14 protein-coding genes are annotated in these 15,281 nt (G+C 42.1%); all 14 read right to left on the reverse strand.

Annotated features, from left to right (window positions below; all coding sequences use genetic code 11):
• Positions 1-136: 136 nt before the first annotated feature.
• Positions 137-1,324: a PDZ domain-containing protein gene (locus Len3610_RS10290; protein ID WP_255259552.1), complete on the reverse strand. Its 1,188-nt coding sequence runs from the start codon at positions 1,322-1,324 to the stop codon at positions 137-139.
• A 231-nt stretch (positions 1,325-1,555) separates the two neighbouring features.
• A complete protein-coding gene (locus Len3610_RS10295; protein WP_176447867.1) occupies positions 1,556-3,013 on the reverse strand; it encodes a S41 family peptidase in 1,458 nt (485 codons plus the stop codon).
• Between the two features lie 184 nt (positions 3,014-3,197).
• Positions 3,198-4,589, reverse strand: coding sequence for a murein hydrolase activator EnvC family protein (locus tag Len3610_RS10300; RefSeq protein ID WP_176447868.1), 1,392 nt, complete (start codon positions 4,587-4,589; stop codon positions 3,198-3,200).
• Between the two features lie 42 nt (positions 4,590-4,631).
• The gene (gene ftsX / locus Len3610_RS10305; RefSeq protein ID WP_176447869.1) at positions 4,632-5,525 is read right to left on the reverse strand and encodes a permease-like cell division protein FtsX; all 894 of its coding nucleotides are present in this window, start codon (positions 5,523-5,525) and stop codon (positions 4,632-4,634) included.
• The gene (ftsE, locus tag Len3610_RS10310; protein ID WP_176447870.1) at positions 5,515-6,201 is read right to left on the reverse strand and encodes a cell division ATP-binding protein FtsE; all 687 of its coding nucleotides are present in this window, start codon (positions 6,199-6,201) and stop codon (positions 5,515-5,517) included. The genes ftsX and ftsE overlap by 11 nt, the downstream gene beginning before the upstream one ends.
• Positions 6,202-6,519: 318 nt before the next feature.
• Entirely contained in the window at positions 6,520-6,897 is a 378-nt protein-coding gene (cccB, locus tag Len3610_RS10315; RefSeq protein WP_176447871.1) for a cytochrome c551, read from the reverse strand.
• 215 nt (positions 6,898-7,112) lie between these two features.
• A protein-coding gene (prfB, locus tag Len3610_RS10320) for a peptide chain release factor 2 (RefSeq protein WP_176447872.1) occupies positions 7,113-8,214 on the reverse strand; the annotation gives its coding sequence in 2 pieces (ribosomal slippage) (positions 7,113-8,141 and positions 8,143-8,214; 1,101 coding nt in all).
• Between the two features lie 132 nt (positions 8,215-8,346).
• Positions 8,347-10,866 (reverse strand): preprotein translocase subunit SecA, encoded by a 2,520-nt coding sequence (gene secA / locus Len3610_RS10325; protein WP_176447873.1) that lies wholly within the window; start codon positions 10,864-10,866, stop codon positions 8,347-8,349.
• Positions 10,867-11,312: 446 nt separating this feature from the next.
• A complete protein-coding gene (locus Len3610_RS10330) occupies positions 11,313-11,468 on the reverse strand; it encodes a hypothetical protein (protein ID WP_176447874.1) in 156 nt (51 codons plus the stop codon).
• Between the two features lie 383 nt (positions 11,469-11,851).
• On the reverse strand, positions 11,852-12,409 hold the full coding sequence (gene raiA, locus Len3610_RS10335; protein WP_176447875.1) for a ribosome hibernation-promoting factor, HPF/YfiA family: 558 nt from the start codon (positions 12,407-12,409) through the stop codon (positions 11,852-11,854).
• Between the two features lie 138 nt (positions 12,410-12,547).
• The gene (locus Len3610_RS10340) at positions 12,548-12,901 is read right to left on the reverse strand and encodes a flagellar protein FliT (RefSeq protein ID WP_176447876.1); all 354 of its coding nucleotides are present in this window, start codon (positions 12,899-12,901) and stop codon (positions 12,548-12,550) included.
• Complete coding sequence (gene fliS / locus Len3610_RS10345) at positions 12,901-13,302, reverse strand: flagellar export chaperone FliS (protein WP_176447877.1); 402 nt, start codon at positions 13,300-13,302, stop codon at positions 12,901-12,903. The genes Len3610_RS10340 and fliS overlap by 1 nt, the downstream gene beginning before the upstream one ends.
• Positions 13,303-13,353: 51 nt before the next feature.
• Positions 13,354-14,823 (reverse strand): flagellar hook-associated protein 2, encoded by a 1,470-nt coding sequence (locus Len3610_RS10350; protein WP_176447878.1) that lies wholly within the window; start codon positions 14,821-14,823, stop codon positions 13,354-13,356.
• A 36-nt stretch (positions 14,824-14,859) separates the two neighbouring features.
• Positions 14,860-15,216, reverse strand: coding sequence for a flagellar protein FlaG (flaG, locus tag Len3610_RS10355; RefSeq protein WP_176447879.1), 357 nt, complete (start codon positions 15,214-15,216; stop codon positions 14,860-14,862).
• Positions 15,217-15,281 lie beyond the last annotated feature (65 nt).

Below are 15,281 nucleotides of genomic sequence, written 5' to 3' on the forward strand. Positions count from 1 at the left end.
ATCACTCATTTAAGGTTATTTTTCGAAAAAACAGTTTTTTTAGTTTTTATGGTTACAACCATCTAAACAGTAAAAAAGCAGCAAGATACAATGAGTACCTTGCTGCTTGTTAAATTGAAGCAAATCCAGGATATATTTACGCATACTTGTTTTCCCGATACCGATTTTGGGTTGTGATAATACCCAATTCATGATGATCTTCTTCATAAAGGGCACTTTGAACAAAACGTACTTCGCCATTATCACCGATTATTTCCAGTTTGAAGAACGCACCGCTTTCTTGCAGTGCATAATAAAATGCGTCCATATCAGCCACTTTTTTTCCGTTGACTTTTGAAATCGTTTCACCTATAGAAATGCCCAACCGGTCTGCCGATGTACCAGGGATAACGGCCAATACCTTTATACCGCGTTCATGCTTGTTGAAAAGAGGAGCTTTTTCCTGATCCTTTAAACGATGCCGGTAACTGAAATACTCCCGTCCAACGATCCCGGTCATTACAGCTGCCAGCGACAGCCAGCCAATATACATACTGCCGATAACCAGAAACAGAACAACCAGACTTAAAATATGGATTGAATTGGCTAAACGTGATGCAGCCTTTTCGGGCAAATCCCCTTTCACAGCATGATTAAATCCAACGATAAACGGTACCAGCACAAGGCTATATGTTTCACCGCCCAATGAAAAATACGGCCAGAAAGAGGCAAAAGATGTAATCGAGCCACTGGGAATCAGGACAAAAAACGGGATCAGCGTCATTTTTTTAAGGTGATGCACACCTACCCATGTCCCCCTGCGACCAGTCTCCAAAGCCGGAAATGTATCATTCCGGGTGTGCCGCTTTAATAAAAATGCCTCTGCCGTTAATAACAGAGCTAACAATAAACTCAGGGCAGTGAAATTTGGAGCTTCGAATAAATCGGACGGAATAAATGACTGATAATCCAATACAAACGGTGACAATAACAGCAAAAAATACGTTACGCCAATTGTATAAGCCGGTGATAACATCGTTAAGCGAAGGGCCAAACTGAGTAAAATGGTCACACCGGTGATAAGGAAAATCGTTTCATACGAAAAAACCATGCCTGACCCAATTGTTATGATCGATAATAAAAAACCAACTATCAAAGAAACAAGCCACGTATTTTTCCATTCTGAAAAGATATCAAAAATCTTCAAACCAAACTGTTTACGTTCCATTTTGATTCGTTTATATCCAACTGCTATCAGTAAAATGACTGCCCAATACACAAGCGGGTTTAAAAAGAACCTTCCCAGGCCGTTTGCCAGTTCCATAAACCATGATTCTGCCACCATGATCACCTTCTGTCATAACTTCTCTGATTCACTATATTCGATATCTATCGACGTATTTCCTGCAAATTATAAGAAAAAACGCTGACGCGTTTTTTCAGAGGCCAGAGGTCGGAGTCGGATTGGTAGAAATCGGCGAACCAGCCAATTTCAAGATTGAAAACGTCCCCTGAAATGATATACTTTTTTAACTTTTGAAAAGAAATCCGCGAGTACTACCCGCGGGCTTCCTGTCTAATTATATAAAACAGCCAACGCTTCTTCCATTTGCCGGTCATCTTCACCATTACGGACATGATCAACGACGCTGGTTTCAATTGATCCTGCTGTTTCCTCATCCACTTCTCCGGTCACTTCCAGGTCATTGTCCGCTTGAAAGTTTTCAACGGCAGTTTCGGTCTGTTCACTGAAGTAACCATCCGTACGACCGGGATCATAACCTAATCCTTCCAGCATCACCTGGATATTCCCCACATCTTCTCCTGTCTCGTCAAAGGTAATAGGCTCCTCCACCTGAACAGGGTTTGTGAAGTAGTAGTCAGGCTGCTCGACGTTAACTGTAGGCTCTACACCATCTTCATGAATCCATGTGCCTTCGGGTGAAAGCCATTTGAATAAGGTTAATTTGACCCTGCTGCCGTCATCCCCGACAGGTACAGCTTGTTGAACTGTACCCTTGCCAAAGCTGTTTGTTCCAACAACATCATAGCCTGCCTCTTTCATGGCGACTGCCAGAATTTCTGACGCGGAGGCACTTCCTTCATCTACAAGGACGCTGATTGGATAAGGTTTTTTCTCATCTAATTCTGAATATGACTTTTCTGTCTCACCATTTTGACTTTCAATTTGAACATAAGGCATATCTTCCGGAATGAAATTTTTCAATACGCCTTCAACAGAGTCCAAAACACCACCCGGGTTGCCGCGCACATCAATAACCAGGCCTTCGATACCTTCATTCTCCAGTTCTTCCAGTTGCCCGGTGAAATGGTCTCCTGTATTTTCCGCAAAAGATGTTATTTCAATGACACCCGTTTTCTTTCCATCAATCGTTTCCACTTCGGAATAAACGGTTTCGACCGGTATGTCATCACGGACCAGGGTGACATCAAACGATTCCGAAACGCCGGACCGCTGGATTTCAATAACAACTTCTGTTCCTTTTTCACCGCGGATTTTTTCGACCGCTTCATTCAAACTCAATCCTTCAACACTTTCACCATCAACACTTAAAATCTGATCATTCGGCCGCAGCCCTGCTTCTTCAGCAGGTGAATCCTTAATCGGCGATACAATTGTGACCTGATCATTAACCATGCTTACTTCAGCACCAATTCCCTCAAATGATGATTCAATGGTCTCATTAAATTGCTCCATCGATTCAACATCCATATAGGAGCTGTACGGATCTTCCAATGAGGCAATCATACCTTGAATGGCACCCTCAATTAATTGGTTGTCCTCTACATCTTCCAAGTAATGTTCCTGAATTAAATTATAGGTTTGTGCCACTTTTTGCATGTTAGTCGGCGGATTGCCACTGTTCTGATCCGGCATTTCAGCTGATTGTTCAGGCGCTTGATCCACTCCGGAGTCAGGCTGAGCCAGTGTTACCCCCAAGTATGCTCCTGCAAACCCCAATACCAGCGCACCAGCCAGAAGGAGTACGATATATAGCTTTTTCTGCTTCATTTTTTCACCCCAACTTATATATATTTACCTGACGTCTTGTCCATTCCAAAAGTCGAGGAAGACGATTAGATTAACCATTTATCCCTGTTTCTGCTATTATCTACAAAAAGGCATCACACCGTAATGTGCGATGCCTTTAATGATATAGTTTATGCAGACAAAATGCAATGACATGTGATTATTTTTAAGGGAGGTAACTTAATGGATTGGCTGAATTGCTTTTCGCGTTGTTCCAGTTACCTGTGTGAATTTCAAAATGCAGGTGCGGGCCTGTTGAACGGCCGGTATTCCCGCTTGCTCCTATGGTCTGTCCACTCGAAACTGATTGTCCCACTGAAACGGAAATGCTGTTCAGATGGGCATAAAGTGTCGTGTAGGAGGTTCCGTCAAGAAAATGACTTACCAACACAACGTTACCGTATCCGCTCATCGTACCGGCGTAGCTGACAGTTCCAGATGCAGCCGACTTAACCGGGGTGCCTATCCCTATTCCGTAGTCAATGCCATGGTGGAATGAGCCCCCACGATACTTATAGCCTGATGTGAGAGCACTTCTGCCGGCTGATAACGGATGGATGAACTTACCGTTGCCTGACGTTACCTGTTCAGGGGAATCACCGCTTGAGTTGTTGGTCGAGTTGCCGCCGGAATTTGAACTATTTTCTTCTTCCCTGGCAAGCTGTTCTAATCTTTCTTTCTCCTGCTTAGCTTCTTCCATAGCTTCCTGAGCCGCTGCTTCTTGCTGCTGCAGTATTTCCTGTTCGTCCTCCAGGCTTACCTTATAGCTTTCCAGTTCACTTTCCTCTTCTTCCAGGTCACCAAGCAAACTCTCTTTTTCAGACATTTGCTCGTCCAATTGTGATTTTAAGGATTCAAGGTCCTGTTTTTGATCCTCAAGTGAAGCTTTTTTATCTTCCACTTCACCTTTCTTTTGTTCAACATCTTCTTTCTTACCTTCTAACTCAGCTTGCTTATTCTCGACTTCCTGTTTTTCCTGAACATGGGTTTCCATTATGTTTTTATCCTGGTCCATAATGGTATTAACTGCCGAAGATCTGCTGATAAAATCACCAAAACTTGTTGCTCCAAAAATCACTTCTATGTATTTCGAGCTGCCCCCGTTGGATTGAATAGAACGAAGGCGGTCTTTAAGCATTTCCTCCCGTTGTTCAATTCGCTCTTGAAGCTCTTGAATCTCATCTTTTAATTGATCGATCTGCCCAGTTAATTCATCAATCTCATTGCTTAAATTATCAAGCTGTGAGTTCGTATCAGAAATTTCATCTTCTTTAGTTGCAATTTCATCCCTGGTATCAACCAACTCCTGGTCTATTGAATTAATTTCACTATTGACACTGTCCTGTTCATCAAGGTTTTCCTCGATTTTGTCTTCTGTTGCCTCTTTATCGCTCTGCAAATCAGACCGTTCTTCTTCTATTTCCTGTTGTTCATTCTGTTTATTTTGGATTTCCTGCTCCAGTTCATCGGTACTTTGAGCTGATACACTCTGCATACCAGCTGCTCCTGTACCGAAAACCATAACTGTAGCCAATGAATAAGAAATAAATTTCCTCATCTCGTTTCCCCTCTCTGCGGAATCTAAATGGTATGTCTCTATTTAAACTTTCAGGAATTTGCGTACGCTCATAACACTTCCCCAAATACCTATAAACGTTCCAATCAACAAAATAATCAGGGATAACTGCCAGGCAAATGGATGAAATGGCAATAAATCTACAAAAGCGTACGTAACTTGACCACTGAGGTTATTCACCAAATAATGATACCCTGTCAGAACAGCAGCAATTGGAATTATGGACCCGAATATGCCATGCAGCGCACCTTCAATGAAAAACGGCCAGCGAATAAAGTTATTGGTAGCACCGACAAGCTTCATAATACCGATTTCTCTGCTGCGGGCCATAATTGTAAGTTTAATTGTGTTTGATATAAGGAATATAGCAGTAAAGACTAATCCGATAATCAATACCAAACCAATGTTGCGTGCGTATTCATTAAATTGAAACAACTGCTGAACAACATCTCTTCCATAGTTGACTTCCTGGATATTATCCAAATTATTAATTTCCGCTGCTAACGACTCTGTTTGGGTTGGTTTCTTTGCCCTAACAGTAAAAGCATGGTTCAATGGGTTGTCCTGCTCAAACATCTGCCAGGTGGAACCTTCTTCGCCCATGTCCTCAATTAATTGACTGAGTTCTTCATCTTTTGAGCTGAATGCAACAGTTTCTGTTTCATTCATTTGTTCTATGGCCGAGCCAATTTCATTTATTTCTTCCTCATTTGCAGTACGGTCGATTAATGCTTCAATCTCGACATCTTCTTCCAGACCCTGAGCCATGTGATTAAGATTCAGCATTAACGCGAGAAAAGCTCCCACAAGCAATAGTGTTGTTGTGACTGCGCCTACAGATGCCACCGTCATCCAGCCATTTCGGAAAATATTTTTGGCACCTTCTCTGAAATGGCGCTTAGTTGTTCTATACTTCATAGCCGTAATCACCTCGTTGCTCGTCACGCACGATTAAGCCGTCTTCCACTGCGATTACGCGCTTTTTAATCGTATTGACAATCTCCTGGCTGTGAGTGGCCATGATCATCGTCGTACCTTTGTCATTAATCTCTTCAAAAACCCGCATGATTTCCCATGACGTTTCAGGATCCAAATTACCGGTAGGCTCATCCGCAATGACAATTTTAGGGTTGTTCACAATGGCACGTGCCGTCGCCACACGCTGTTGTTCACCTCCGGATAACTCGTCCGGAATGAAGCGTGCCTTATTCTTCAATCCGACCAGTTCCAGAACATCCATAACGCGTTTGCGGATATTGCGGGGGGATTCTTCAATGACTTCAAGTGCGAATGCGATATTTTCATAGGCTGATAGTTTTGGAAGCAACTTGAAATCCTGAAAAATGACACCAACATCCCGGCGCAAAAATGGAACCCGCTTTTCCTTCAGTGTGCTTAAGTCAGTATTATTAATCACAATGGTACCGTCAGTCGGCTTTACTTCACGGTAGATAAGCCTGATAAACGTTGATTTGCCGGCACCACTCGGTCCGACAACATATACAAATTCACCTTGATCAATATTTATATCAATCCCATTCAGGGCAGTCACACCATTCGCATACGTCTTGTAAACGTCTTTCATTTTAATCATGTATGTATCACCTTTTATTCATAATGTTGTAACTCTTAGCTGTTAAAATTCATCATAATTCGGTATAAGAAGACTAACTGCGTTTTAAATCGGGATGGTTTAACAATTTTTATTCATTATAACATTTTTCAGCAGAAATTTTAGGCTTATAATATTACATTTTCATTTCATTTTATGTAATTTGAATCAATCTTTGTAATATTTTAGATAATTTATGCGGAATTTGCAGGAGGGAGGAAAAGACTGGATGGTTTCCGGACAGGCAACAAAAAAAGCTTGACCCATATGTAAACAGGTCAAACTTTTGTCTGTTCGTTATTAATTGTAATTTTCGACTAACCATGTTGCAAGTGTTTGTGCATCTTCATCGCTGACTTGTTCCTGTGCCGGCATGCTTCCTGTACCATTTTGGATGATATCGACAACTTCATCGGCAGAATAGTCTGCACCAACTGCTGTTAAATCATCCCCGGCACCACCGGAAAGGTCAGCACCGTGACATTGAGCACAGTTGCTTTCGTAAATTTCTTCACCGGCTGCGGCGGTTTCTCCTCCGCTGTCGTCAGCTGATTCTTCGGTACCAGTATCACCAGTGTCACCACCGGTATCACCGTCACCGCCGTCATCTCCACCGCCGCCACAAGCGCCGAGCACTAACGCTGTGCCGAAAACAATTGTTAATAACCATTTCTTCATAGTTAAATCCCCCCTAACAAAATTTAGTGAAAAGGTTATCACAGTTATTATAACCTAATGCTAAAAAAATAAAACTCCCGTTCCTGATTTTTCTCAGGGGATAACATTACTAAACAGCGGACACATTGGGACTTTTAACAAAATGTGTCATTTTCATGAATTTTTTTCCGCATGTAACCTGAACAACCAACTGAATGGGGTGATTCACGCTTGCTTCAATCAATCCGCGAACGTAAATACGCATCGATAAATGGGTCCAGATTCCCGTCGACAACGCCTTGTGCGTTACCCACCTCAACATTGGTACGATGGTCTTTTACCATGGTATAAGGGTGGAAAACATATGAGCGAATTTGGCTTCCCCAGCCGATTTCTCTCTGCTCGCCGCGCATTTTGTCGATTTCCTGTTGTTGCCGTTCCAATTCCTGCTGATACAGTTTGGATCGGAGCATTTTCATTGCCCGCTCCCGGTTCTGGATTTGTGACCGTTCTGATTGACATGTAACAATCGTATTTGTCGGCAAGTGTGTCATTCGGACCGCGGAATCGGTCGTATTGACATGCTGACCGCCAGCACCACTTGCGCGATAGGTATCAACCTTAATATCTTCATTTTTGATTTCAATATCAACATTATCATCCATTTCCGGCATGACTTCACACGATGCAAATGATGTATGCCGCCGTCCGGAAGAATCAAATGGGGAAATACGTACAAGCCGATGGACGCCTTTTTCAGCTTTCAGATTGCCATACGCGTTATGCCCCTTAATCCACAATGTCACACTCTTGACACCTGCTTCATCACCGGGCAGGTAATCAAGCATTTCAATTGTAAAGTCTTTTTTATCAGCCCAGCGCTGGTACATTCGCAAAAGTATACTTGCCCAGTCCTGTGATTCCGTGCCGCCAGCACCAGGATGCAACTCCAAAATGGCATTATTCTGATCATACGGCTCACTTAACAGCATTTGCAGTTCAAAATCGTTCATCTCTTTTCGCAATGCTGTTATGTCGCTTTCCAGATCCGCAAACAGTTCTTGATCATTTTCTTCTTTCACAAGCTCATAGGAGACTTCAATACTTTCCAATTTTTCTTCGAGTGACTCAAATCCTTCAACATAACGTTTAAGGCTGTTGTTTTCATCAATCAGCTTTTGGGCATTTTCCTGATCATCCCAAAAGGCGGGATCACTCATCTCCAATTCCAGTTCTTTGATGCGTTCCCGTTTGACATCAAAGTCAAAGAGACCCCCTGAATTCAGTCATCCGTTTATTCATTTGTTCAAGTTCATGTCCAATTTCAACAAGCTCCATGCAGTTCACCTCATCTTATATTGTCATATCAGTGAAAACACCCCCCTTTGAACGGGTGAGTGTTCCACATGCAACAAATAACTTTCGGGTTGCTTTTCGGGATTATACTGTGTTTACTGGCTCTATTGGTTACTATGCGCCATGACAATGTTTGTATTTTTTGCCGCTGCCGCATGGACACGGTTCATTGCGGCCTACGTTTTCCGTCTTCACATAAGGCTTCCGGCTCTTTTTCTTATCTTCCTGATTTTGACCACCGGAAACGGCTTGTGTATCTTTCACAACTTCCTGACGCTGCAAATTATCCCTGATTTGTGCTTTCATCACATATTTTGCAACTTCATCCTCAATTTCAACAACCATTTCCTCGAACATTTGAAAACCTTCAGCCTGATATTCCTGGAGCGGATCGTTTTGACCATATGCGCGCAAATGAATCCCTTGACGGAGCTGCTCCATTTGATCAATATGGTCCATCCACTTGGTATCGACTGTTCGTAAAAGAATCACTTTTTCAAATTCACGCATTTGTTCAGGTGTCAGTTCTTGTTCTTTTTCTTCATAACGAGCTTTAACTTTTTCCAGAATAAATTCTGTTATTTCTTCAGGTTCTTTACCTTTAATATCATCTACTGAAATATCCTCAGGACTCAGCAGGTTCCCATGGACGTATTCGATGATTGAATTTAGTTCCCAGTTTTCATCAAGTTCATCTTGCGTATTCGCACCGACAACACGTTCCAGTGAGGATTTAATCATCCCCTGCACAATTTCACGCAGATCTTCATTCGCTTCAATGACATCAAACCGCTGCTTGTATATAATCTCACGCTGTTGCCGGAGTACGTCATCATATGAAAGCACTGTTTTACGGGCGTCAAAGTTATTGCCTTCAACGCGTTTCTGGGCCGATTCCACAGCTCTTGAAACCATTTTACTCTCAATTGGCTGTGAATCATCCATACCCATCCGTTCCATCATCGAGCTCATATTTTCAGAACCAAAGCGCCGCATCAGCTCATCTTCCATTGATAAATAAAATTGTGACATTCCAGGATCTCCTTGACGTCCTGAACGGCCACGCAGCTGATTATCAATACGACGTGATTCATGACGCTCGGTACCGATGACAGCTAGACCGCCCCGATCCACAACGCCTTCACCAAGTTTAATATCGGTTCCGCGCCCGGCCATATTTGTAGCGATGGTCACCGCACCTTTTTGCCCGGCATTTTCAATGATTTCGGCTTCCCGATAATGGTTCTTGGCGTTCAGGACATTATGCGGCACACCCGCTTTTTTCAACATCTTTGAGATTAACTCTGATGTTTCAACTGCAACGGTGCCGACCAGTACTGGCTGACCGGCTTCATGCCTCTGCTTTATGTCATCTGCAACAGCACGGAATTTCCCTTCCATGGACCTGTAAATCATATCCGCCTTGTCATCACGAATAATCGGTTCATTCGTAGGAATGGCGATAACATCCATGTTGTAGATATTACGGAACTCTTCTTCTTCCGTTTTCGCCGTACCTGTCATGCCGGAGATTTTCTCGTACATGCGGAAAAAGTTCTGGAATGTAATCGATGCAAGCGTCATGCTTTCATTTTGGATTTGCAGGCCTTCTTTGGCTTCGATTGCCTGGTGAAGACCATCACTGTAACGCCGCCCCTTCATCAGCCGGCCGGTGAATTGGTCAACAATAATCACTTCGCCTTCCTGGACGACATAATCGGTATCACGATGCATCGATACGTGTGCTTTTAAAGCCTGGTTAACATGGTGTGTCAATGTAACATGATTTAAATCAAATAGGTTTTCAATACTGAAATAACGTTCTGCCTTATTAATGCCTTCTTCCGTCAATTGAACGCCTTTCGTTTTTTCATCGTACGTATAATCCGTGTCCCGGGACAGCGTACGCACGAAGCCATTTGCCTGCTGATACATGGACGCTGATTTTTGAGCTGAGCCTGAGATGATCAGCGGTGTCCGTGCTTCATCAATTAAAATTGAGTCAACTTCATCAATGATCGCGAAATGCAGCGGGCGCTGTACCATCTGCTCTTTATATAGAACCATGTTATCACGCAGGAAGTCAAAGCCAAATTCGTTGTTCGTTCCATAAGTGATATCACTGTAGTATGCTTCCCGCTTCTCTTCTTTTGTCATACCGTTACCATTCAAGCCAACTGTCAGACCAAGAAAATTGTATAGTTCACCCATGTCCTTCGCGTCACGATCTGCCAGATAGTCATTGACCGTAATAATATGAACGCCTTTTCCGGAAATGGCGTTTAAATATGCCGGCATGGTTGATGCTAATGTTTTACCCTCACCGGTTTTCATTTCGGCGATATTACCCTCGTGCAATGCAATTGCCCCCGACAACTGAACAGGGAATGGACGTAAGCCTAACACACGCTTGGAACCCTCACGGACAACGGCATATGCTTCCACAAGCATATCATCCAATGGTTCCCCGTTTGCATACCTGTCCTTAAATTCCTCGGTTTTTCCCTTGAGATCATCATTGGATAACCGTTCCATTTCAGATTCCAGGGCTTCAATCTGATCAACTTTTCGCTGTATTTTATTTAGCTGTTTTTTATTTCCGTCACCAAAAATCTTCGTCAATAACCCTGCCATATAAAACGCTCCTCGTATTATTTCATTGGAAAAATTCAGCACGAGCCTCATTTATAACGCGTACCGAAGTTCTTAAAATCCTCTATATTTTTTATGGTTTTGAAATCTATTCATTTCATATAGTCCAATATTTATGATAACGCATCTCAAATCGTATGACAACTTATTGCGCTGGTTAGAGGCATGCATAACTTGACAATAGAATGGCCATGTTTAAAGTGAACTGCCTGGCCTCCACTCCAATCAACAACCACAAGAGAGGTTTGATTTAAATCAATATTTGGAGACGGATTAAACCAGGATTTTTTAACCATTATTATCAGCAGCTGGAATATGCGAGACTCCTGTGGGGAGAAAACAGCAAAAAAGAAAGAACAGTCCGGGGATGAACTGTTCCTTCAATGAGGTAAGTAAGAGGCAAAATGAGGATACTGAAAAGGATGAGCCTATGAAAATGAATAAGCGTGCGATGATTCTTCATTCTTCTTATCCAATTCTGACAGACGACGATTTGTAACAGCGATAATTTCCAACAACTGTGCAATCGCTTCTTCATGCTGCCGGACCTTTTTGACTAGTTCGTCATACTCGATTTCACTCACATAAGCACTTCCTTTCATCTTGTATGACTCTGTTATAGCATGGATTCATTAAAAAAAGCCAATCACCATTTTTCAAATTCAGGAATGCATTCGACACGATTTTGCCACAAAAATGCACGTTTCGACATGATTTCGATTTAACTTTAGAAAATCACCAGCATTTAAATCGCCAAAATTAAAATTCAGCATAACGTACGACAATATTCGACAATATGTCCTGAACCACTGAAATGCCGGGATTCTTATTGAGCAAAAAATGAATAAGCGGCCCTGTTTTCAGGACCGCTTTTGTAAATATATATACCGCATGTAAACTGCATTCATTCTTTCGATGGGGAAAGAACACCCCGCTGATAGAAGCTTCACTATACCGTTTATTTTGTTTAACTATTGGGTTCGATCAATCCATATTTTCCGTCTTTACGACGATATACGACACTGGTAGTTCCGGAAACTGCATCTGTAAATACGTAAAACGCATGCCCCAGCATATCCATTTGCAATACCGCTTCTTCTGAATCCATTGGTTTCAGATCAAATTGTTTTTTACGAACGATTTCCACCTCGTCCGATTCTTCTTTTTCATATTCTTCTTCTGCTTCTTTTTCGAGCTCGGCAAATATATGTTTTGGAGAACCTTCTTGTCTAAATTTACGATTCACTTTAGTTTTGTACTTGCGGATTTGCCGTTCCAATTTTGCTACTACCAGATCAATGGCAGCATATAAATCAAGATGCTGCTCTTCTGCCCGGAGAAGAAGATTTGGCATTGGAATCGTAACCTCAATTCGCTGTTCATCGTTATAGACACTTAAGTTAACATTTACATCCGATGATGGTGGTGTGTCAAAATATCTTGCCAGTTTGCCGATTTTCTTTTCGACATAATCCCGAATTGCTCCGGTCACCTCAATATTTTCACCACGAATGTTGTACTTCATAAAAAGTGTCCTCCTTTCATCCTTATATCTTTATTATACTACATTACCACTAACTTTTCCTGCTTAAACAAGCAATAATATCAGGAAAAGTATATTGGAAAACTAAAAGACCCCGGTAGATCGGAGTCTTTCAACTGTTCACTTCTTACTATCCATGAACATGCCATCTGCTATTTTCACATTTTCATATGGATTGATGTAAGAACGATTGGATTTTTTCTGTTTTTTCATTTGCTTCATTTCAATCTTTAAGTCGTCAAATAACATGTTCATTTTCGTTTGAATGTGATGATTAAGACTTACAACTTTTTCACCAAGCTGTTTTTCGCTCTCAGTAAATGGCGGGCTGATTTGGTTAAGTAGATTTCCCCTTTTTACCAGTAAATCATTAACCTCTTCCATAATAGCATCGCGGTTTTTCCCATTAACTTCTGTATCCAGAACCTTTTCCAGCTGTTTCGTAATATTCCATAATTGCTGTAATTGATCCATTAGACTTGTGCACCTTGAACATAGCGGGTTTGACGTGTCTGCTTAATAACGTGCTTCCAGGTATCCCTGAACTCCGTAACATAATGTAATGCTTCTTCGAGAAACGCAGCATCATTATGTATGTTCCCTTCTTTCAGCTGGTGCAGTATGTAGTCATACAACGGCATTATCTGCTGCGAAATCTCTACATTCGTATCCAATGTCACCATCAGTTCCTGGATAATTCTCTGAGCTTTTTGGATATTTGTATTTTTGTTCTCGATTTTTCCATTTTCCATGTCTTTCATGGCCTGTTTTATGAATTTGATGCAGCCATTATATAGCATCAGCGTCAATTCCCCGCTCGATGCAGTATTGACAGCATTATTCTGATAGGTTTGATACGGTTTTTTGATTGACATTCGGGAACACTCCTTTATAACGGTTGTTAAAATCCTGGCGGCGTTATGACATCATCCCCCGCCGCCAAACTGGTTCATCAGCATTGCTGATTGCTGATTCATCCGCTGTATGGCCTGCTCCATCTGGGAAAATTGGCTCCAATAACGATTCTCGACTTGAACCATGCGGTCTTCAAAAGATGAAATCTGTTCATCCAAATCTTTCATTCGCTTGCCAATTGTATAATTTTCCAGGGTGTCCGTCCCTTTGCCCGCACGCTGCTCAATTTGACCAATAGTCGAATCAAGTGAATCCTCAAGCCTGTTAATAATACCTCTGTCCTCACCCTCTGAACTATTGGAAAAAAGGTTGAACACACTGTCCGGATCATTAGCCAGGGCATCCTTCAGCCCCTGTTCGTCAACTTCCAATTTCCCGCCGTCCAGGTAGTTGCTCGTGGTTGAAATGCCTATCTGTGTCAGAGATGAATAGGCACCATCTGTTTCAACAGTCGAATACCAGCTGCTGCGCATTGAAAAAAGCCCTTGGGAAATAGCGGACTCCCCACGCAGTATCCCGCTTTTCGCTTTTTCTTCCCACAGTTCAATTTCCCGCTCGGACATCTCGTTTTTTTGCTCATCGGTTAACGGCGGGTAATCGCGGAATCTCTCTTCCTGCTGAGTGCCATTCAGTTTATCGACGACTTCATTATATTTATCGACGAAATTCATAATGGACTCATATGATTGTTCCACGTCATTCGTAACCGTAATGTTTGCACCGTTGCCAGTCGTTGTGTCGTTAAATTGGAACGTGACACCGCCAAGACCATACGAATTCGATTTGGAAGTCATGTCAATTCCGTTGTATTGGAATGAAGCATCTTCTCCGCCCGTCTCATCGTTCGTATCCATGTTCAAAGTATCGGTGAAAAAACTTTCCCCCGAAAAATCAATCTCCGGTCCTTCTTTATTATATTCACCCGTTCTGACTGATTCCATTATCACTTTTTGTGTGCTGGAATCATAAAACGCACGAACATTATTATCCTGCTCAGTTATTTTTTGCAGTACATCTTCCAATGTGTCCTCATCGTCTATTGCTATGTTGTGGGTATCAGCTGAATCGTCACTATTATACGTTGTGAATGAAATCTCATCGTTGTTGATATTCAGTTCACGCAATGCTATATCCGGTTCAATGTTGTCCAACCTTCCGCCCATATTTATTGCCGATGAAGCTAACGAATCAACTTCTATTGTATATATCCCATTGTTCGCATCGGGGGAACCTGTTGCAGTTACCGCATCTTTCTGTGATGAAATGACTGATTTGGCATTGTACGTGCTGCTCATTTTCATATTAAGGATCATATCGTCCAATTCCGTAAGCGACTTATTGACATCACGAAAAGCATCCCGTTTCCATGTCAGAGTCGTTTGATCCTGTTCCATTTTCTGCAGCGGCATCCGCTCTGCTTCCATCAATCTATTTACAAGACTATCAATATCCATTCCTGAAGCCAGACCGCCAATACGCATTTATTAACTCCTTCCTGATCGTTTTCACAACTCTGTTTAAATTTTTTCATCGACCAATAAGCCCAGAAATTCTGCCATTGCGGCATACATGTCCAGCATTTTTTCCGGCGGGATTTCCCTGATGACTTCCTCCGTATCATGATCGATAACCTTAACAAAGTAATCTTCAAGTTTATCATGAAGTTCGAATTTCAAATTTGTCCGTGCAGGCTCCATCAATTCATTTAATTGGGACACAATCGTTTCCGTTTGATCGGCATCCAGCGTTTCGTCTTTATATGGGGGGTTTTTAGTGCTGGTTTCAGATCTGTTTTCCTTTGCAGCTGTCATGTGCTTGCTGTGTTGTTCGTTTTGCAAGGGGTGAACTGCTGTTAGTCGGTTTTCTAACTTCATTGCCCATGCAACTCCCTAAATATAGTTACTTTTTATATCGGCACAAAAATGCCTTTGTTAAAGAG

Source organism: Lentibacillus sp. CBA3610 (genome assembly GCF_013373365.1).
In the GTDB taxonomy this organism is placed as follows: Bacteria; Bacillota; Bacilli; order Bacillales; family Amphibacillaceae; genus Lentibacillus.